This is a genomic window from Laspinema sp. D2d (assembly GCF_025370755.1).
Classification (GTDB): domain Bacteria; phylum Cyanobacteriota; class Cyanobacteriia; order Cyanobacteriales; family Laspinemataceae; genus Laspinema.
In genome coordinates this window covers 12,172-32,253 of record NZ_JAMXFC010000040.1, presented here as the reverse complement: position 1 = coordinate 32,253, position 20,082 = coordinate 12,172, and the positions used below count along the sequence as shown (strand labels likewise).

The following is a 20,082-nucleotide window of genomic DNA, read 5'->3' as shown; positions in this document are numbered from 1 at the left end:
AGTTTACAGGTTGAGTCTGGGATGTTTTGGGGTCGGGTCAAGCCCGACCCCAAAACATACAGGTGCGCGGCTTAGGAAACCGTCGGTCCCCCGGATAACATCGGGGTATTCGCTTGAGACTCCGGCATTGGAACGCCCGAGTTGCGATCGCCCATGCCGTAATCATAAGGCCCCGTCAAGCGCACAGGTTCCCCAATAAAATTCTCCACTGGCGGAGGGGAAGCGGTTTGCCATTCCATCGTTAACGCATCCCAGGGATTGCCCGATGCTTTCGCACCCCCAATCCAACTCCACACCGCATTGATAATCAAGGGGAAGGTAGAAACCGCGAGGATATAGGAACCCACGGTACAAATTAAATTCACCGTGGCAAATTTGGGGTCATATTCCGCCACCCGACGCGGCATCCCTTGCAGTCCGAGATAATGCATCGGCAGGAAGCAGAGGTTAAACCCAATGAACGTTAAGATAAAGTGCAATTTGCCCAGGAATTCGTTCATCATCCGCCCCGTCATCTTCGGGAACCAGTGATAAATCCCGGCATACAGACCGAAGACGCTGCCGCCAAACAGCACATAATGCAAGTGGGCGACAATGAAATAGGTATCGTGAACGTGAATATCAAAGGGGACCGAGGCAATCATAATCCCACTGAGGCCGCCGATCACGAACATGGAGACGAAACCCAACCCGAACAGCATGGCGCTGTTGAGGCGAATTTTGCCCCCCCAAACGGTGGCTAACCAGCTAAACACTTTAATCCCTGTGGGAACGGCGATAATCATGGTTGCAACCATGAAGAACATCCGTAACCAACCGGGGGTACCACTGGTGAACATATGGTGTGCCCAGACGATTAAGCCTAGAAAGCTAATTGCCATACTGGAATAGGCGATCGCCTGATAACCAAAAATCGGCTTACGGGCGTGCACCGGCAAAATATCCGAAATCATCCCAAAAATCGGCAGAATCATGATATAAACTGCCGGGTGAGAATAAAACCAGAACATATGCTGGTAAACCACCGGGTCTCCGCCTCCCGTTGGATTGAAAAAGGCGGTTCCCGCAATCAAGTCAAACGCTAACAGAATTAACGCCCCAGCTAAGACGGGAGTTGAGATTAAAATCAAAGCCGAAGCTGCCAGCATTGCCCAGCAGAACAAGGGCATATCATTTAAGCCCATTCCGGGCATCCGCATTTTCAGGATCGTGGTCAAAAAGTTGATCCCGCCCAAAATGGAAGAGGTTCCCAGGATCAGAACGCTCAAAATCCAGATAAATTCGCCCGCTTTTTCCCCAGAGGTACTTAAGGGGGGATAGGAGGTCCAACCGGCACCAGCGGCACCGACGAAGAAGCTAGATAATAGCAGGATTCCGCCGGGGGGGATCAGCCAAAAGGCGATCGCATTCAACCGGGGAAAGGCCATATCCCGCGCCCCAATCATCAGGGGAATCAGGTAGTTGCCAAAGGCCCCGGTCCCCGCAGGGACGATCCACAGAAAAATCATGACGGTGGCATGAATCGTAAACAGACCGTTATAGAGTTCGCGGCTGACAAAATCTGAGTCAGGAGTTGCCAATTCCGTGCGAACAGCAGTGGCTAAGGCACCACCAATCAGATAAAAAATGAAGGTGCAGACCAGGTATTGAATCCCGATCACCTTATGGTCCGTACTAAAGCTAAAGTATTCTCGCCAAGGGGTCTGTCCACCGGCTTCAACAGCCAGGGTTTCCCCGAGATTATCGGTTTCGGGTTCGGTTACTTGTGCCATAAATCAATTGTTATTACTGATGCGTCTGAGTTCCCCGGCGGGTGGGGGAGGATGGGTCATTCGGTCCCGCTTAAAGGGCGAATTGCATCTCCCCTGCACAACTAAAGACAGTGCCCGGGTTAAATCGCCCGATCGCCAGGATGGTGTTCGGCATGGAGTTGATTGAGGGTCTCGCCATCAATCCCCATCTCAGCGGCCATTGGTTGCAGATAGTCCGTTTCCGATAAGTCCGCTGGATTCAGGGCCACGGTTTCCAGTCCTTCAGATTGGGCGGCAATCTGACTCTGTAACCAAGCTTGAAAATCTTCTTCCGTCTGCACAATCACACGGGTTTTCATCCCGCCATGATAGGACCCACAGAGTTCGGCGCAAACCACGGAGTATTCCCCCACTTTCTGGGGAACGAAGCGCAACTCGCTTTCTCGTCCGGGGATGGCATCTTGTTTGAGTCGAAATTCCGGAATCCACAGGGAATGGATCACATCATTAGCACTAATCGTCAATTCCACCTCTTTTCCTGCCGGGAGATGCAATTCTCCAGAGGTGACCCCAGTCTGGGGATAGGTGAAAATCCAGGCAAACTGGAGTCCGAGGACGTTGACACTAACAAACGGGTCTTGGCCTTGGGTGCGCGGGGAAGCCCCAACGCCCAGGGCAACCAGTTTACCCGGTGCTTTACTAGGGGCAACGGCGGGTTCATCCGAGGGTAAGGCGGCGGCGATCGCAGCCCCAGCCTGGTGTTTATGGGCGACATGAGCCTCATGGGAGGCCATTGGGTCTAGGCCCCCCATTGAGTTGTAGATTTCAAAACTGTAGACCCCGATCCCCATGATGATGATGGCTGGGATCGCAGTCCAGAGAATTTCTAGGGGAACGTTGCCGTGAATGGGTGGCCCATCGGTATTGTCATCGGCCCGTTTTCTAAATTTGAAAATGGAAATCACGATAATCCCTTGCACAATCAGGAAGAGACCTGTGGAAATGGTCATCATCGTGTTAAATAGTGCATCAATCCGAGGCGCTTCTTCTGAGGCGGCAACGGGCATGAGACTATGATTCTGGCCGACCCACAAGCTCACCAGCGTGATGGTGATGCCTGCTATCATCGTCCAAATAGCACTGGGTACTTTCACTTCAACCTCCTTGATGAGAAATTTGGCCGCGATCGGCGACTCCGAGTGCTGTCTTGCAACAGTTTTTTCTGACTCCAATTGCTAAGTTAGCAATTTTTCGGGTCCTCTGTATCGGTTGTGGGTATATTCCGTCCCTCAATTTGTCACCGATACGGGATAAATCGGGGGATGTTTTGGCAATATCGCGTCGATCGCCTGGGAATTGCACAGTTGTTCTCGGTGAATGTTTTCGGCAGTGAACGGGGAGGACGGTTAAAATCGTCACTCTAAAACGGGATTTGTGAAGAAAGGTTAACTTTAGGGGAGAGATTGTCAGGAAATCCAGGCAATTTTTCGGGGAGGGAAAATCAGGGAAAAGGCTTGTCGCTCTCGCTTCTGACTCGCTACTGTAGAAAAAGAATGGGCTTGTTGGATTTGGGGGAAAGGATAAACTACATCAGAATAATTACTCAGTGTTACTTTAACATAAGGAACGAAAATGACGCGAAGGAGTAGCAATCATGGCGAACTCAGTCGTTGATCGGCATCCGGCGATCGCACCCACGGACTCTCCCCCTCGGGATCGGATTCGTCGCTTAGTCTGGAAAATTGCGATCGCGACCCTGCTATTAATGGCAGTCGGCAGTGCAACAAGGGTGATGAATGCGGGTCTGGCTTGTCCAGACTGGCCGCTGTGTTACGGGAAGTTAGTCCCCACCCAGCAGATGAATCTTCAGGTGTTCCTGGAATGGTTTCACCGCTTAGATGCGGGATTAATCGGTCTTAGCGCGATCGCCTTAGCCGGATTATCCTGGTGGTATCGCCGGGAACTCCCCGGTTGGTTACCCTTTGCCTCCACCGGCGCCTTGGGTTTAATCGTCTTTCAAGCCGTCTTAGGCGGGCTCACCGTCACCGAACTGCTGCGGTTTGACATTGTAACCGCTCACCTGGGCACTGCCCTCTTATTTTTCACTACCCTGTTAATCATCGGCATGGCACTGTTACCCTATCAAGGGACGGGCAGTGTGGGGAAACTCCCCTGGATTGGCCTGTTCGGAGCAATTTTCGTGTATGTCCAAAGTTTACTCGGGGGATTAGTCGGTTCCCAATGGGCGCTTCACCAATGTTTCGGCTACAATCAGCTATGTACCGTGATGAACAGTCACATTCTGGGGGTTGTTCCCCCGACCGTCACGATTCTCGCCTTAGTGATTTTGGCATTACGAACTCCAGCATTGCATCCTAAATTACGACAACTCGCAAGGTGGGCCGGTATTTTGTTGCTCTTGCAAATTGGCTTAGGGATTGCTACCTTTTACGAACATCTGCAAGTGGAACTGCTCACGGTATCTCACCAAGCGACGGGTGCAGCCTTACTCGGAACCCTGGTGGCGTTTACCGTATTAGCACTGCGCGATCGCGCCGGAAGCGTTCGGGTTTGAGAATTTTTCCATCGTCAACTGTATTTCGATGCAATGGCCCAGCCTCTTGACTGCTGAAAGGAAACAAAATATTTATCATGCAAGAAATCATCGCAACTGGTACACAACGGCATCATGAAACTCTGTTGCAAGTGCTAAAAAGTTACTACCAGTTAACCAAACCTCGAATTATTCTGTTGCTGCTGATTACCACGGCATCCGGACTCTGGGTCGCAGCTAATGGCGAAGTCGATCCCCTGTTAGTGTTAGTGACAATGGCGGGCGGTGCTTTAGCTGCTGCCTCAGCGAATACGATTAACTGTTTGTACGATCGCGATATCGATTACATCATGGAACGCACTCGTCATCGACCCTTACCCTCGGGTCGGGTGCAACCTCGGGATGCGCTGATTTTTGCGATCGCCCTAGCTGTCACTTCGTTTACCTTGCTAACGGTGTTTGCGAACTTACTCGCCGCACTTCTCGCCATGTCGGGAATCGTCTTCTACGTTGCCATCTATACCCATTTACTCAAGCGTCACAGTACCCAAAATATCGTCATCGGAGGCGCTGCCGGGGCAATTCCCCCCTTAGTCGGTTGGGCGGCAGTCACCGGAGACTTGAGTTGGGCACCTTGGGTAATGTTCGCCATTATTTTTCTCTGGACACCGCCTCATTTCTGGGCATTAGCCATGATGATCCGCGATGACTATGCCGCCGTCAATGTCCCCATGTTGCCGGTGATTAAGGGAGATGAAGAAACCGCCCGTCAAATCTGGTATTATACTTTATTGCTTTTGCCATTAACCCTAGGGCTGACTTATCCCTTGCATACCAGTGGAATGGTATATGCCGCCTTGGCGGTGTTTTTAGGGGCGATTTTTGCCAAAAAAGCCTGGGAACTGTTGCAAGCCCCCACAGACCGAGACAAAGCGCGATCGCTGTTTAAATACTCGATTTTATATCTGATGTTATTATCTGCCGGAATGGTGGTAGATAGTTTGCCCGTAACTCATCAGGTAACGGCGGCGATCGCTCAGAATGTCCAGGTTTTAATCAGTGCCACTGGAATCATGTAATTCTCAGTTAATTGCCAATAAAACTAACCCATTTGGGTTAGTAAACCACAGAGATTGTGGGATGGGGTGGGCCAATTGCCTACCCCTAATTTTTTGGATAATTTTCATATTAACCCGCACCCTTTCCTCGTGACGTGGCTCTGCTGCGTCACGCACTTTTGGCGGCTCTGCCGCCTGTAGCTCTCATGAGGAGTTGAAGCTGTAATAGATACAATAGTTAACTTAAACACTTGCTTGGGGACTGGAGGCAGAGCCTCCAAAGCGGCGTGACGCGGCAGAGCCACGTCACGAGGAAAAAATGTACAAAAACCTAAAATAATGTATGAGAATAACCCTATCCAATGCTGTAATCATTCCCATAATTTAAACAACTCGGAGTAAAATGTTAAAGTGCATAGATATTAACATCAGAGGAGGGAATGTGGAAGTCAAAGCCAAACTGACCCTAGAAGAATTTTTTGCTTTACCGGAAGGGGATATTACTTACGAACTGGTTGATGGAGAAGCTAAACCCAAACTATTACCAAAACGATTTCATTCCAGATTAACGGGCATCTTCTGTTTACTGCTGACGCAATGGAATCAAGACCGGGGTGAGGTGGGGGTTGAGTGGGCCATAAGACTCAAACGCAAGGGTCACGACTGGGTACCCATCCCGGATTTGCTGTATATCTCAGCCGATCGCGACAGAGGCGATCGCATCCTCGATGAAGCTTGTCCTGTTCCTCCCGAATTAGCCATTGAAATTATTTCACCGGATCAAAGTTTTGGCGAAATCAGTGGCAAGGCGATCGATTACTTAAATGCCGGAGTTTCTCGCGTTTGGATTGTCGATGCTAAGGTCAAAACTATAACAATTTTCTATCCCGATTCTCCCCCTCAAACCAAACGCGGGGATGAAGTTATTACCGATGAATTATTCCCCGGATTAGAATTCACTCCCGGCCAAATTTTTGATGATGCTAAAATTCCTTAATCCCCGGAAAAATTGGTAGAAATTTAGCAATTTAGGAATTACCCACGCCATCCCCCTCGCCCAATTCGCCTCATCCACCGCCAACCCTTGATCGAGGGTAATCCCTCGGACTAAAAGGCCCCATTTTGAAATTTTTACTCCGGATATACCATAAAGCGTTTAAAATAAAATTACAGAGTGTGTAGATTTGTATCAAGTTCGGATTAAGAAACTCATGGCCCCTGCTGTTTTAATCGAAAACCTTCAAAAGCGTTACGGAACCGTTGAAGCGGTCAAAGACGTCTCGTTCCAAATTGATCCGGGTGAAATCTTCGGGCTGTTGGGTCCCAATGGTGCAGGCAAAACCACTACCATTCGCTGTTTATGCAGTCTGGTCACACCGGATGCCGGTCGTCTGGAGGTTTCAGGCATCGATGTGGTGGCAAATCCTAAATTGGCCCGAGGGCGTCTGGGTTATGTGGCCCAGGAAGTCGCCTTAGATAAGGTGCTGACAGGTCGCGAACTGTTGGAATTGCAAGCCGCATTATATCACATTCCCAAATCTTTGGCAAGAGATAGAATTAAGACGGTCCTCGCCTTATTAGGATTGGACGAATGGGCCGATCGCCAAACAGGCAAATATTCCGGGGGTCTCAAGAAGCGTCTGGATTTGGCCGCAGGATTGTTGCACCAACCGGATGTTTTAGTCTTAGATGAACCGACCGTGGGATTGGATATTGAGACTCGCATGGCGGTTTGGGGATTTCTGCGGCAGTTGCGCGAAAATGGGACAACGGTTTTGATTACCAGTCATTATCTGGAAGAAATTGATGCCTTGGCCGACCGCGTGGCAATTATCGATCGCGGTCAAGTGATTGATAGTGGTACTCCCTCTGCCTTAAAAGATAAAGTCGGAGGCGATCGCATTACCCTACGCATCCGGGAATTCTCCCCAATGGAAGAGGCGCAACAAGCCAAATCTTTACTCGAACCCCTGCCTTTTGTAGAAGAAATTATCATCAATAACGCCCAAGGCAATTCCCTGAATTTGGTAGTCAAATCTCAAAGTGATGCCCTATTAACCATTCAGCAAGCCTTACGAGATGCCGGTTTACCCACCTTCGGAATTGCCCAATCTCGACCCAGTTTAGATGATGTTTATCTCACCGCCACGGGTCGCACCCTGTTAGATGCAGAAATTGCCGCTGCGGGAACTCGGGACCCGAAACAGGAACGTAAACAGAATATGCGATAACATCCTTCCCAATTGGGTCTTTACCCTGTTCATTCAACTGCAAAAAATACCATAAACAATCAGATTATGAGTCAAACCGTTACACCCAATTCAGCTACCGCCTTAAGTAACCCCGGGGTTGAGATTCCCGCCAGTAAACCCCTGGGAGAATTTACTCAGGAAACCTTGGCCCTAACCAAACGGCTATTTATTCAATTACAACGCCGTCCTTCTAGTTTAATTGCCGGAGTAATTCAACCTTTAATGTGGTTAATTCTATTCGGCGCATTGTTTCAAAATGCTCCCCAAGGAATGTTTGGGGAGAGCGTGAATTATGCCCAATTTTTAGGGGCGGGAGTGATTGTGTTTACTGCCTTTTCCGGGGCGTTAAATGCGGGATTGCCGATTATGTTTGATCGCGAATTTGGCTTTCTAAATCGCCTCCTGGTTGCCCCCCTTTCAACTCGATTTTCGATTGTAGTGGCTTCAGCAATTTATATTTTGCTGTTGAGCTTCATTCAAACTGGGGTGATTGTAACTGCCGGGGCTTTTATGGGCGCAGGATTACCGGGAGGATTCGGATTAGGGGCGATCGCCTTTATTACCCTGCTGCTGGTTTTAGGCGTCACCGGATTGAGTCTGGGATTAGCCTTTGCCTTACCGGGACATATCGAACTGCTGGCGGTGATTTTCGTGATTAACTTGCCGCTATTGTTTGCGAGTACGGCATTAGCGCCTCTTTCTTTTATGCCGAAATGGTTGCAAATTGTTGCTACCTTAAATCCCTTGAGTTATGCGATCGAACCGATTCGCTATCTGTACCTCCATTCTGACTGGACCCTCAGCAGCATTGTCATGCAAGCCCCTTGGGGAGAAGTCAGCTTTGGCGGTGCATTGGGGATACTCGCCGGATTTGCAGCCGTAGCATTATTGAGCATTCAACCCCTACTCCGGAGAACTTTTGCTTAGTAGAATGGTCAGTATAACTCATGGTTCACCTGACAACCCTATGAAATCGAAGTTCACCTTTAACCCAATGGCTCGAATTTCACTCGGAACCCTGGCGGCGATCGCCCTGACTGCCGTAATGTTACCCGAGTCGGCGGCAGCACAAGAAACCAACCGCGCCAGTGATTTACTAGAACCCCAAATTCAGCTTCAAAAGAATCCCTTTGAATCGACAACGGGGGATGGGCAGCAGTTGAATGTATTGGATCTCATTCATCGCGCCCAATTCGGAACCACCCGCAGTATGCAGGAATTCAATCTCCAGCAACAGCAAAGCATCAATGATGCAGCCGCCGATTTCCGTTCCCGACAATTGGAAATGCTGCTCAATTCTGAACCGGAAATCTCTGAAGAAGAAGCCCTACCGAATGGGGATTCAACCTCTGGGGATACTCCTTAACTCAGTTGAGTTTAGAAATGAGTAATAGACGCTGATGGATTCAGTTCCATCGGCGTTTATTTTTATCATAAATTAGGCAGGGATACTATCACTCGGGCAATTTATAAGGGAGGATTAAGTGCGAGTTCTAAACGGTTAGCTAAATCAATAATGTCATCTTTTCTAGGAATTGCATCGACCCAGTGGGTAGGAATGGCAGCAAAGCCATATTCAATTCCTGCCAAACCGCCCGTAACGGCTGCTGTCGTATCGGTATCATCTCCCAAATTAACTGCGGTTAATACCGATTCGGCATAAGAAGAGGTATTTAACCAGGACCATAATGCAGCCTCCAGGGTATGAACAACATAGCCACTCGACTCAATTTCATCCATCGAATAATCAGCAATTTTACCGCTAAATACCCGTTTAAAATGAGAGAGTTCGCTGGAATAAGTGGGGGTTTGATAAATCTCTTTAATTTTTTCGATTCCTTGTAAATAGGCGGATTGCCGATCGCATCCCGCTAATAATTGGGTCGCAATACTCACATAAATTCCACAAGCCATTTGTGCGCGGGGATGGGCGTGAGTGATGCAAGATACTTCATGGACACGCTGAATTAAATCAGCAAAGTTTAAAGTTTGATGATAAAATGCTACGGGTAAAATTCTCATTAAGGAGCCATTACCATTATTCCGTTCCGAGTAACCTCCAGCCTCAACCGGCGGAATACCCCTTTTGAGACGATCAATGGCGTTAATCGTCGTCATTCCCATGTCAAAGGCATGACCATGTGGTGTCCAAAATCCCTCCTCAGACCACTTGATAAAAGAATCAGCGATCGCTTCAAGAGAAAATCCGCCACACATTGATTCTGCCAAGCAAAATGTCAGAGAACTATCATCGGACCACAGAGAATAAGGGCTCATTCCTGTTACAGGATCCTTGATTCGTTCCTCCCGGCTAATAAATTGTACTGGAAAGCCCAGGGCATCACCAATACAGACACCCATTAACCCGGATAACACTTGGGAACTCGACTTTAACATCAGATTAACCCTTCTACAGTGATACTCCCCAAATGTACATCATAGCTGTGGGAACCACTATATTAACAGTAAGGACAAGGCATTGCCCTGTCCCTCTGGTTAAATACAGAACTTTTTTTCGGGAAATCTTTTAGAAAAGTGAGGCGTTATCAAGCCGATCGCACTTGGGCCAAAACTAATCCAAACCAATGATTTGGATCGGTCCAAGTTTTGACGGTAGTCAACCCTTGTTCTTGCAAATACTGCCGCATTTCCTGTAAATCAAATTTGCGGGAAATTTCCGTGAGGATGGTTTCTTCGGGTTCAAAGTCAACGGTTAAATCTAAAGCGCGCAGTTGTACAGTTTGCGATCGCCGACTTCTTAAGTGCATTTCAATTTGATGTAGTTCTTCGTTATAAAATGCCCAATGCTCAAACTGTTCTAATTTAAAATTTCCATCAAATCGCCAATTCAAATGGTGCAGAATATTTTGATTGAACTCGGCAGTTACCCCTTGAGCGTCATTATAAGCCGGTTCTAAAATGGTGGGAGATTTATGCAAGTCAATGCCTAACAGGAAATATTCTCCCAATTCTAATGCTTGAACAATATCGGTAAAAAAGCGATCGCATTCGTCTGGGTTCAAATTTCCCAAGGTACTGCCTAAGAAGCAAAGGGTGCGGGTCGGTAGAATGGCAGGAGTCAAATTAGCTAGGGCTAATTCATAAGTGCTGACTAATCCATGCACCTGCAATGAGGGGTAATCTAACAGTAACTGGTTGGCGCTGCTTTCTAACATTCCCCCACTGACATCAATCGGCAGATAGCGAAGGGGATATCCCAGGTTTTTGTAAGCATCTAACAGAATTCGGGTTTTGGTGGAACTGCCACTGCCGAGTTCTACAATTTCGCTTGAACCCGTAATTTGGGCAATTTCTGCGGAACAATTTTGCAAAATGGCCGCTTCAGTCCGAGTCGGGTAATATTCAGGTAATTCGCAGATTTGCTCGAATAAATGAGACCCGCGATCATCATAAAAATAGCGAGGGGAAAGGGTTTTTTGCATCTGGGTTAACCCCTCAATGACATCAGAACCATTATCAATTTCCGCAGGAGAAAGGGTGGGACTGACTAATCGTTCTAGCCGCAATCGTTTAGATAGAATAGCCGGTTCAAAGTCAACCCGAGTGGCTAATTCTGGGGTATCAGACGGTTTTGCAAATTTCATCCGTATTTTTTAGGTGTGAGGCATAAACAAATCAGGCTCACGGTTCTATCAGCTATCTCATGGCTTATGAGGCTGATAGAATCCCGATCGCCGTTCTTACTATTGTCTCATTGTCTGGGAAGAGCGGGCAGAAAAGTTCCTGCTTTAGGAATAAATTTTCTCACTAATCGCGAACTCTAATTAATCCGATAGGTTTGCATAATTCCTATTAATCACGTCCCCCAGCACAGCGAAATCCTGCTAAAATTTGTCGCATCCAAGGATGATACCAGTTACGGAAACTGCCGCGCATCGCCCAAGGACGAGTCGCCCAACTGCTGCCGCGTAAGACGCGATGCTGTTGGTCAAAATAGGTTTGGGAGTATCCGGGGTAGGGATAGGGCTTAAATCCGGGATAGGGGGCAAACCAGCTAGAGGTCCATTCCCAGACATTTCCCATCATGTCATAACAACCGTAGGCGCTAACACCTTGGGGATACTGATTAACCGGGGTTGTTTGCGCTTGTTGATTATCATGATTGCAGCGATCGCCTGTGGGAAATTCATCCCCCCAAGGATAGATGCGCGGGGTCTGGGTCTGGGGGTCCCAGCAGGCGGCTTTTTCCCATTCCGCTTCTGTAGGGAGTCGCTTCCCGACAAATTTCGCATATGCTTCCGCTTCATAGTAACTGACGCCACAGACAGGATGATGATGAAACGCCGGTTCATCCCGCCAATACAGCGGTTGAGTCACTTGTGCGCCTTGCAACCAGTCCCAACCGGCCTTAGACCACCATTCCTGGGTTTGATACCCTCCGCATTGTATAAATTGCCGATATTGGGCACAGGTGACCGGATAGGGGTCAATCGTGTAATCGGGCAGGTACAATCGTTGGGGGGATTGCTCGTTATCCAGGGCATCGGGTCCATTATTTCCAAACCAGAACTCTCCGGCAGGAATAGGGACAGCTTGAGTCTGCAATTCTGAAGCATTGCGAAGTGCCTCGTCTTGTTTTCCCCTAGCCCGTTTGTGCAATTGTAAAACAAAGGCGATGGTTTCCGTATGCTGACTTTCATGCTGCAAGATAAACCGCCAAATGCGCTCTTGTTTTTCCAAGTCAGCGGTTTTTAAATAGTCGAAAACCTGCGATCGCACTGCCGAAATATAATCCAGAATCTCCGGCAACGGAGGTAATTTGACCCGTTGATGTTTCGGCAATCCATCCTGTGCCATCAGTTGCCGATACTGGGGAAATAAGGGCGGTATTCCTGCACCGCGTTCCAGCAACCATAATCCTTCCGTAAATCCGATATGTCCTAAGTGCCAACCCACGGGACTAAAATCGGGATGGACTTGACAGCGAAAGGTCGCGTCATCCATCGATTCAAACAGCTTGAGGGTCCCGAGGCGACAGTGATGCAGGGATTCTCGGAGTTCCTCTCTCACCGCATCCGGGTCACGGACTACCCCCGAGGCGATCGCTTTAGATTTGATGGATATTGATGTCAAGGTTCTCCCCCACCGTAATTATACTTTCTTCCGGACATTTATGCCAATCTCCCTCGAACAAAGGTTCCGAGGCAATCATCACCGACTCGGGAAAGTTCGGATCATCCCGTAACCAGTACAAAGACGGTGCACCCGTCTGATTAGCAAAGCGTGAAGCTACCAATTGATGTCCATCGGTAATGATAAAATTCGCCGAAAATTTCACCCTATCGGGTCTAGCAAGTTCCGTTAAAATGGTTAAGGTACTGTGTAATGCAGAAGTGAGAGGGGGACGAGATTGCGGGTGATGATCTGCCGTGATATCTAAGAGGGATAGAAAGAGGGCAAAAATATGTTCGGTGTCCGTCGTCCCACTAATTTGCTGGTAAATATCATCCTCTAGCTTGTTGCGAATTGGGCGATACAGGGTTTTGCGGAAGTTTTCGATAAACCCGTTGTGAACCGCCATAATCCGGCGATCGCCAAAAGGCGGACAATTGCTTAAGGTCACATCCTGTCCCGCCGTCGCACTGCGGACACATCCGAGGAACGTTCCGGTTTCAATATACCGACTCAAATGCGGCAGGTTCGTATCATTCCAAATCGGCAGCAAATTTTTGTAGGTAAACGGGTCAACGTCCCGATCCGCATCATACCATCCGATACCAAACCCATCAGCGTTGACGACTCCGGAAGTCATCTCTCGGGGTTGATAGCTTTGCGCTACCAGGGAATGCTCAGGTTTCAGGAGTAGGCGATCGAGTTGAATCGGACGGCCTAAATAGGCAAGTAAACGACACATAGTAAATTTTTGATTTGACTCTGTAAAATTATAGAGCAAATCAGTCCCGAGTGAAGTTTCAACGTTACTCGGGTGAGTCAAAACTCTTGTAAAGACAGGCAACCCACTCAGAACTATGAAGTATATTGTTTTGTTTATCATTTTGGGGACCGGACTGCTCACGTTGGGAGAGCAATTAGGCGGATTCGGATGGGGGTTCGCGTGGTTAGGTCTGGATTTTTTAATTGTGGCTGCGGCTTATCTAAAACTGGGGTATAAAATTTTTGGCAAGCGCTCCACCGATGGACAATTGGCGCTTCCTTCGGTTATCTTATTATTCCCTTATCTGTTATTTTGTTGGGGATTTTGGCATCTACAACGCCGATTTTTGAGAGAAGACTGTTATAATTATATCGCTCCGGGTTTGTGGATGGGAAGACGGGCGTTTGTAGATGAGTTACCCGCCGATATTAGTTTATTAGTGGATTTAACCGCCGAGTTTCCCGAACCCAAAGGGGCGCTAAAAGGGAAAGACTATCTTTGTTTACCCACGTTAGATGCTCATGTTCCTGATGAGGGAGAATTCCGCGCCTTAGTCCAAAAAATTGCGGATTGGCCGGGAAATGTTTACATTCACTGTGCGATTGGACATGGGCGATCGGCTACTGTCGGTGCTGCTGTTTTGATGGCCCGAGGATTGGCAACCAATGCCCAGGAGGCGGAAGCGATGTTAAAGAAAGCCCGACCTTGGATTAAGTTAAATCACGCCCAGCGCCAGTTATTAGAAACCCTGGTGTTTTAGTTCAAGAATAAACTGAGCGGGTGAACTGTCCTGAAGTCAGTCAGACTTGAAAATTAAAGATTTTCACCCCCAGTTCACCCCCTGGCTCCCGGAATTGGGGGAGTTTAATCGGGTGATGAAGTAAATACTTAATACCGGGGAATTCATGAATCCCCCGCTGGAGATTTAATTCCCTATAAATCGGTTATTTTATGGCGGACTAAAAATATGTAAACATTGAATTGGAATCCGGCGTCTATGCTATTTATTAGGACAAAAACAGGAGTCAAGGCTTTATGAAATCTGAAAAAATTCTTTTTTCGTTGGTGTTAATGGGGTTGATTGGATTAATCGCCCCTTTAGGGGGAGTGAATGCTGCTGAAGTGACGCGCCAAGGATTCGGTGTAGAGTCCGCCACTTTGATTGCTAAGGGCGATCGCCAGTTGAATCTGGATGAGGTCCCCAGATCTGTCCAAAGTGCGGTGATTAGTGACCTGTCGCGCCGCCAAAATATCCCCGAACGACAAATCCGGATTACGGAAGCGACCCGCCAAACTTGGACGGATTCCTGTCTGGGTTTGGGAGGACCGAATGAATTATGCGCTCAAGTGCGAACCGATGGATGGCGGATGGTACTCACGGAAAACAATAATCGGTGGGTCTATCGCACCGATGAAAATGGGCGAACGGTCCGGTTAGAATCGGGACAGAATGCAACGAGTACAGAGTTACCGCGATCAGTGTCCGATGCTGTCTTACAAGCAGTTTCCAGTCGGGCGCGGATGTCTATCAATAACTTTCGGATTGTCAAAGCAGTCCGCCAGACTTGGCCCGATGGCTGTCTCGGAGTTCCTCAAGCTGGATCAATGTGTACTCAAGCGCTGGTTGAGGGATGGGAAGTGACGGTCATCAGCGATCGCGCTGCGGGTCAGCGGTGGATTTATCGCACCGATAACGCCGGTCGTACTGTTATTTTATCCGAAGCTTACGATAGTCAGTCCAGCTTACCGCGATCGGGTCCTAGTGGTGTCTTACAACAGGTTGCAAATCGCCCTCTCCTGAATTCTTCCCAAATTCCCTCTCACGAAATGCCGGAACCGTTAACTCAAGGCATGATCTTCCGGGGCATTTCGAGTGGGGGCATCACTGGACAGACCTATGAAACGGTACTGATGAATAATGGCACAATCATGCAGGTCTTACAAGGACCGGGCAATGCTAATGATTCCGGACGGCGAGTGGGTCGGATTTCGCCCCGAGAAGTCCAGGAGTTTCGACGGTTGCTTTCTCAGCAGCAATTCGATCGCTATAACGGTTTGAATGTATCTCCGCCTGGGGGGAGTGCAGATTATATTACGGTTATCCTTTCTAGCCGTTCGAGTACAATTCGCTATGCCGATATCAACCAAGAACAGCTTCCGTCCAATTTACAGCCGGTGATTCAATCATGGAATCGCATTGTGAGTCAAATTGGACAGTAAAGGGTCCGATAGGATGGGGAATCCATCCCAATGAATTGAGATGAATAGGAGCCAGTTCAGGAGGAGTAGGAGTGACTGAAAACGAGGGTAAAAGAAAAGTTGAAAAGCGGCTTTTTAGTCCGATTAAGTGATTAATTCTGCCTCAATCTTATCAAGAAACCTGGTGTTTTTTTAGACCTATTTCAGACTGAATCAAGGGGTTAGATCAACAAAATCGAATAGGGTCCCTGGGATCTCAACCCGGATAAATTGAATCTATGTAGCCTGGGCTACAAACGGGCAGAACGATTTGCTTTACTTAGCGCGATCGCACTGCCCGTCTTGATTTAGGGGATATATTCTGTTACAGTTAAAAATATACCCGTAGTGGGTTTTACAAAAACACCGAATCAATAAGGGGGCGGGTTCCGAGCAAACCGCGATCGCCAATTCCCTGCAATTACTCGGATCCCTATAGGGAAAAAGATAGGTTGCGAGTAATATCTTCTGATTTGAAGTCTGCTTAAATGACCGGGAAAGTCTTTGAGTTAAGGTTCAGTTGTGGCATGATCCAGGAACTTGCAATCTCGCGATTGAAGTCGCGTTTGCGGAACTTGCAACCCGGGTGTTGTTGTCTAAATTGACATCTGAGGTTTGGCCCGATCGCAGAAACTCCATTGCGATCTTTCCCCCAGGATGCCACGTGCAATCTGGGTTAATTCCAACAGGCATTTAGGCATCGCCAATAACGGAGCAGTGCTATGAACCACGACGAACAACGCCGTAAAAAACAGCCTAACCCGCTGGTACTCGCCGTCATGCTGACAGGTGTCTTACTCATAGAGGTCCATCCCAAAGCAACCTCTAGTGCGAGTGCAGTGAGCGATCCAATGGCGATCGCGGGGCAACTTGTTCGCAACACGCGCAATCTCCTGCGTCAAACGATTGACCCTTACCGGCTCCCGGATGCAGTGACTCAAGCGGTTCAACAAGACCTTTCCCTCAAACTGGGAATTCCCGCTTCTGAACTCTCCATTACAGAGTACAGTCTCGAATCCCACCCTTCTCAGTGCCAGAAAAAGTTGGATCCCCCGGTTGATTGTAACGATACCACCCTACATCAATGGCGGATTGTGGTCTCTGATCGCTGGGTCTATCGCAGCGATCCCCAGGGACAAACCCTGAAACTGGAAACCCCGGATGTGCCGGTTAGCTACCTCCCCGCAGAGGTTGCCAATGCCGTGTTAGAAGCCTCCGCCCGTCGTTCCGGTTTGGACCTCTCTGACCTCAGCATTACCGAAATTCAGGTCCGGGATTGGCCGAACCTCTGCCTAGAGGTAGATCCCTCCCGTCAAACTTGTCATACGGGGACGGTCCCGGGTTGGCAGATTGCGATCGCCGCTGGTCAGGAACGTCTGGTTTATCAGGTGGATCGTTCTGGAGACCAGATCTTATTCAATCCCCTCTTATCTTCCACCATTGAGCGCTTGATGCAGCCCCCTTTGCCCTCGGGTTTAGCCGCCTTAGTTAAAGCCGACCTCGCCGAAAACGTGGGAATTTCACCGGAACAAGTGGAAGTAGCGGAATATAGCCGCCAAACTTGGACCGACAGTTGTCTGGGATTGCTCCATTCCAAAGCCGTCTGCGATCGCAACACTGTCAACGGCTGGCGAATCGTCTTATCCAATGGTGGCACTCGCTGGGTTTATCGCACCGATGCCACCGGCAAAACCCTCGGCTTAGAAACCGCTATTTCGGAACATCGGGACCCTAAAAACTAAGCCTTGAAAACCTAATTTAGACCGAATCTATAACCTTAAACCGTCAAATTTTCCGCTGATCCCAGCTTTTAAACCCTCTAAAAGGAAACCTTACCCCACCCCGTCCCGCTCGGAATTTACTCCGAAAGCGGGCCTATTTTTATGAACTTTAAACCCATCCGGATCCGGCAAGATTTGCCCGGATCATCGCTTAGGGAACTCCCCCAAAAAGGATTCCTAGACTCAGAACAATCTCCTCAAATAGTGCTAATCTACCTCTCAAAAGGGGGGATTTCATATTTTCGGGAGTTTCCCTCGATCCAGCTCCCTTTGCTCCAAGCCGCTTTAGCTTTTAAACTAAGGTATTCTACAGAGAAAGAAGCGCTTTCCTTCGTATCGTGTCTCGGTGGCTAAATACGCGAGGAAGCGCTTTCCTTGTTAAGGGAATCGAACTCCAGGAGGATTTTGCCATGTTATTACCCAAAAACCTGTCGATCGCCACCTGCTATGTACTCTTGGGCTTGACGGGTTTCAGTCTTGCGGGATGTCAAAACTTCAATTTGGGTTCATCCGGGAATCTCAGGGTGGATCAGCCAGTGCGGTTAATCGCCGAAGCCGATCGCGAAGCCGTCTTCGTCAGTCTGCCCTCCCCTCTAAGTAACCCGAATCCCGACTTTTCTGCCGAAGTTCTAGAAATCGACCTGAACGGGAAAAAGCGCCGCCTTGAGGTCACCCGGAAGCAACTTGAATATCCGGATTCGGTGACGGGGGAATCCAATTTGTTACATCTGTTGGGCTTTAATTGGGCTGGAAGCCAACGCTGGATTCCTGATCCCCAGCATCCTTCCCCACAATTCTGGCCGAATCCTCAAGACCACTCGGTCCTATTGTTTCAACCTCAATTCAACCTGGGGGGTTTATATCTGCTGGATACGAAGACTCTGGAAGTGAAGGCGATCGGCAACCATCATGCGCTACGGGAGACTATCTCCAAAACTAGGGCATTGCCCTCAACGCCCCCGCCCTCCACTTGCCAAGAATCGGCTTGCGAGGCTGGGGTAAAAATTCTCTACTGGGCTTCTGATCCCAATTGGTCCCCCGATGGTCGGATGATTGCCTTTACCTCGAATCGGGAAACGTTGGGATCAGGCTCTGATATGAGTGTGTGGGTTTTGGATGTGGCAACGGGTCAAGCCAAAAAAACCCTGGGCAGCACTGGGGATAAATATCGGATTTTTGGATGGACGGCCCAAGGTCAAATTTTGGCTTGGGAATATAGCCAATTACCGAATTCATTGGTGGCTATCTCCCCCTCCACCGGAGATAAGGAAGTTTTATTACAAGGTGAACATCTGGAATTCTTGGCCCTGAGTGATGATTACAAAACGTTACTCTATGCCAGCCGCCCCTCGGGGGAAAACTCTACCAGTAGCTTTGCTAAACTCTACGCCTTTTCAGCGGATACGGGAAAAAGCCAACTCTTATTTGAAGAAACGCCCATCGAACGGTTATCTAGCATCCGCCCAGATTTCTCAGAAGAAAGCGATCGCGTGGTGGCGGTCCTCAGTGATAGCATTGGCGGTCACACCCTCTGGGTTTATGATTTACCTCGCCAAATCAGCCAGCGGGTTTACCTCCCTTCGGGTAAACGACTCTTTGCCACAGAACGCAAGCTGGAGTGGGCCGGAGATCGTCTGGTTGTTCCTCTGGAAGATGTCCAAACTCAGACCTTTAGTACCCTCCTGATGACCGTTGACTTGTAGGGTCCAGCTTCGGAGTCTGGGCACAATTTTAAAGATTTGTTTAATCTACGGTTTTCCGGTCGGAATTAGCTTGTTTTTTCTTCAAGCCTTTGATAGAATTTCTTTTATACCTAGCAACTGGTTAGCTAAAAATGAGCGTTCACCCTCGACATTTACAGGGTTTGCAGGCCCAACCTTCCCTGAGCAAAAGGTCAACCCGATTAGAATCTCCCAGCGAAACCTTTTACTATTTCGCTTATGGTTCTTGTATGTGTCCGGTGGATTTAAAACGATCGCTGGGGGAACCCACCCATCCGTATGCGATCGGTCCGGCTACTCTCAAAGGCTATCGACTGCAATTTTCTGGGTATTCAACCTTACGAAATTGCGGCGTTCTGGATATCATCAAAGACCCAACCGCCTCTGTAGAAGGCGTTCTCTATCAACTCCCTTGGCGACTGTCCGATCGCCTGGATGAACGAGAAAAAGGCTATCATCGTGAGGCGATCGAAATTTCCTCGGGTCACCAAGTTTACCCAAATGTTCGCACTTATACCGTAGCCCATAAACTTTCGGAAGAACTTCCCCCTAACGATTGGTACTTTCAGGTTGTCTTACGCGGGGCAGTTACCTGCGGACTTCCGGAATCCTACTGTTGGCATCTATTTAACTATATGCATCAGTTGCAAACCCGCCCCCGTCAAAACGCAACCCTCAAAAAGGCTTTAATTTCTGCTCAATTGGCTCGATGAAAGCAGCCCTTTTTCTAGGGGGTAACCTGACCGAACCTGCTCATTTCAATCCCTCTATATTTTGCCTCCTTACACCCCTTAAAAAACCCGTTTCTGTGACGAAAACGGGTGAGAACTT

The 20,082-nt window shown here is 48.6% G+C and carries 17 protein-coding genes; 11 read left to right on the top strand and 6 right to left on the bottom strand.

The features are described from left to right. Window positions 1-71 precede the first annotated feature (71 nt). On the bottom strand, window positions 72-1,772 hold the full coding sequence (gene ctaD / locus NG796_RS21920) for a cytochrome c oxidase subunit I (RefSeq protein WP_261209249.1): 1,701 nt from the start codon (window positions 1,770-1,772) through the stop codon (window positions 72-74). Window positions 1,773-1,891: 119 nt separating this feature from the next. Beyond that, a complete protein-coding gene (locus NG796_RS21915) occupies window positions 1,892-2,905 on the bottom strand; it encodes a cytochrome c oxidase subunit II (RefSeq protein ID WP_261209248.1) in 1,014 nt (337 codons plus the stop codon). Between the two features lie 500 nt (window positions 2,906-3,405). On the opposite strand from NG796_RS21915, the gene NG796_RS21910 reads away from it, so the two are divergent. The 6 genes from NG796_RS21910 to NG796_RS21885 all read left to right on the top strand — a co-directional run bounded on the left by NG796_RS21910 (window position 3,406) and on the right by NG796_RS21885 (window position 8,981). After that, window positions 3,406-4,326: a COX15/CtaA family protein gene (locus NG796_RS21910; protein ID WP_261209247.1), complete on the top strand. Its 921-nt coding sequence runs from the start codon at window positions 3,406-3,408 to the stop codon at window positions 4,324-4,326. Window positions 4,327-4,403: 77 nt separating this feature from the next. Next, on the top strand, window positions 4,404-5,384 hold the full coding sequence (locus NG796_RS21905; protein ID WP_261209246.1) for a heme o synthase: 981 nt from the start codon (window positions 4,404-4,406) through the stop codon (window positions 5,382-5,384). Between the two features lie 382 nt (window positions 5,385-5,766). Next, entirely contained in the window at window positions 5,767-6,360 is a 594-nt protein-coding gene (locus tag NG796_RS21900) for a Uma2 family endonuclease (protein ID WP_261209245.1), read from the top strand. A gap of 214 nt (window positions 6,361-6,574) precedes the next feature. Next, window positions 6,575-7,594, top strand: a complete 1,020-nt coding sequence (locus tag NG796_RS21895) for an ATP-binding cassette domain-containing protein (protein ID WP_261209244.1) — start codon at window positions 6,575-6,577, stop codon at window positions 7,592-7,594. 66 nt (window positions 7,595-7,660) lie between these two features. Then, window positions 7,661-8,542 (top strand): ABC transporter permease, encoded by an 882-nt coding sequence (locus NG796_RS21890; protein ID WP_261209243.1) that lies wholly within the window; start codon window positions 7,661-7,663, stop codon window positions 8,540-8,542. Between the two features lie 67 nt (window positions 8,543-8,609). After that, window positions 8,610-8,981, top strand: coding sequence for a hypothetical protein (locus NG796_RS21885; RefSeq protein WP_261209241.1), 372 nt, complete (start codon window positions 8,610-8,612; stop codon window positions 8,979-8,981). Between the two features lie 101 nt (window positions 8,982-9,082). On the opposite strand, the gene NG796_RS21880 is transcribed toward NG796_RS21885, so the two are convergent. The 4 genes from NG796_RS21880 to egtC form a co-directional block, all read right to left on the bottom strand. Then, window positions 9,083-10,012: an ADP-ribosylglycohydrolase family protein gene (locus tag NG796_RS21880; protein WP_261209240.1), complete on the bottom strand. Its 930-nt coding sequence runs from the start codon at window positions 10,010-10,012 to the stop codon at window positions 9,083-9,085. Between the two features lie 149 nt (window positions 10,013-10,161). Beyond that, window positions 10,162-11,220, bottom strand: a complete 1,059-nt coding sequence (gene egtD, locus NG796_RS21875; protein ID WP_261209239.1) for an L-histidine N(alpha)-methyltransferase — start codon at window positions 11,218-11,220, stop codon at window positions 10,162-10,164. A 208-nt stretch (window positions 11,221-11,428) separates the two neighbouring features. Further along, window positions 11,429-12,709, bottom strand: coding sequence for an SUMF1/EgtB/PvdO family nonheme iron enzyme (locus tag NG796_RS21870; protein ID WP_261209238.1), 1,281 nt, complete (start codon window positions 12,707-12,709; stop codon window positions 11,429-11,431). Further along, window positions 12,684-13,490, bottom strand: coding sequence for an ergothioneine biosynthesis protein EgtC (egtC, locus tag NG796_RS21865; RefSeq protein WP_261209237.1), 807 nt, complete (start codon window positions 13,488-13,490; stop codon window positions 12,684-12,686). The genes NG796_RS21870 and egtC overlap by 26 nt, the downstream gene beginning before the upstream one ends. A gap of 115 nt (window positions 13,491-13,605) precedes the next feature. On the opposite strand from egtC, the gene NG796_RS21860 reads away from it, so the two are divergent. The 5 genes from NG796_RS21860 to NG796_RS21840 all read left to right on the top strand — a co-directional run bounded on the left by NG796_RS21860 (window position 13,606) and on the right by NG796_RS21840 (window position 19,964). Beyond that, window positions 13,606-14,271, top strand: coding sequence for a dual specificity protein phosphatase family protein (locus NG796_RS21860; protein WP_261209236.1), 666 nt, complete (start codon window positions 13,606-13,608; stop codon window positions 14,269-14,271). Between the two features lie 275 nt (window positions 14,272-14,546). Beyond that, window positions 14,547-15,731, top strand: a complete 1,185-nt coding sequence (locus NG796_RS21855) for a hypothetical protein (protein WP_261209235.1) — start codon at window positions 14,547-14,549, stop codon at window positions 15,729-15,731. A 740-nt stretch (window positions 15,732-16,471) separates the two neighbouring features. Beyond that, the gene (locus NG796_RS21850) at window positions 16,472-17,491 is read left to right on the top strand and encodes a hypothetical protein (RefSeq protein WP_261209234.1); all 1,020 of its coding nucleotides are present in this window, start codon (window positions 16,472-16,474) and stop codon (window positions 17,489-17,491) included. 449 nt (window positions 17,492-17,940) lie between these two features. Then, window positions 17,941-19,233: a TolB family protein gene (locus NG796_RS21845; protein ID WP_261209233.1), complete on the top strand. Its 1,293-nt coding sequence runs from the start codon at window positions 17,941-17,943 to the stop codon at window positions 19,231-19,233. Window positions 19,234-19,364: 131 nt separating this feature from the next. Continuing rightward, window positions 19,365-19,964, top strand: coding sequence for a gamma-glutamylcyclotransferase (locus NG796_RS21840; protein ID WP_261209231.1), 600 nt, complete (start codon window positions 19,365-19,367; stop codon window positions 19,962-19,964). Window positions 19,965-20,082: the final 118 nt, after the last annotated feature.

Coding starts and splice junctions, on each gene's coding strand:
- NG796_RS21910 (WP_261209247.1), top strand. CDS start 3,406: ATGGCGAACTCAGTCGTTGATCGGCATCCGGCGATCGCACCCACGGAC.
- NG796_RS21900 (WP_261209245.1), top strand. CDS start 5,767: ATGTTAAAGTGCATAGATATTAACATCAGAGGAGGGAATGTGGAAGTC.
- NG796_RS21845 (WP_261209233.1), top strand. CDS start 17,941: ATGTTATTACCCAAAAACCTGTCGATCGCCACCTGCTATGTACTCTTG.
- egtC (WP_261209237.1), bottom strand. CDS start 13,490: ATGTGTCGTTTACTTGCCTATTTAGGCCGTCCGATTCAACTCGATCGC.
- NG796_RS21850 (WP_261209234.1), top strand. CDS start 16,472: ATGAACCACGACGAACAACGCCGTAAAAAACAGCCTAACCCGCTGGTA.
- NG796_RS21905 (WP_261209246.1), top strand. CDS start 4,404: ATGCAAGAAATCATCGCAACTGGTACACAACGGCATCATGAAACTCTG.
- NG796_RS21840 (WP_261209231.1), top strand. CDS start 19,365: ATGAGCGTTCACCCTCGACATTTACAGGGTTTGCAGGCCCAACCTTCC.
- NG796_RS21880 (WP_261209240.1), bottom strand. CDS start 10,012: ATGTTAAAGTCGAGTTCCCAAGTGTTATCCGGGTTAATGGGTGTCTGT.
- NG796_RS21885 (WP_261209241.1), top strand. CDS start 8,610: ATGGCTCGAATTTCACTCGGAACCCTGGCGGCGATCGCCCTGACTGCC.
- NG796_RS21855 (WP_261209235.1), top strand. CDS start 14,547: ATGAAATCTGAAAAAATTCTTTTTTCGTTGGTGTTAATGGGGTTGATT.
- NG796_RS21890 (WP_261209243.1), top strand. CDS start 7,661: ATGAGTCAAACCGTTACACCCAATTCAGCTACCGCCTTAAGTAACCCC.
- egtD (WP_261209239.1), bottom strand. CDS start 11,220: ATGAAATTTGCAAAACCGTCTGATACCCCAGAATTAGCCACTCGGGTT.
- ctaD (WP_261209249.1), bottom strand. CDS start 1,772: ATGGCACAAGTAACCGAACCCGAAACCGATAATCTCGGGGAAACCCTG.
- NG796_RS21860 (WP_261209236.1), top strand. CDS start 13,606: ATGAAGTATATTGTTTTGTTTATCATTTTGGGGACCGGACTGCTCACG.
- NG796_RS21895 (WP_261209244.1), top strand. CDS start 6,575: ATGGCCCCTGCTGTTTTAATCGAAAACCTTCAAAAGCGTTACGGAACC.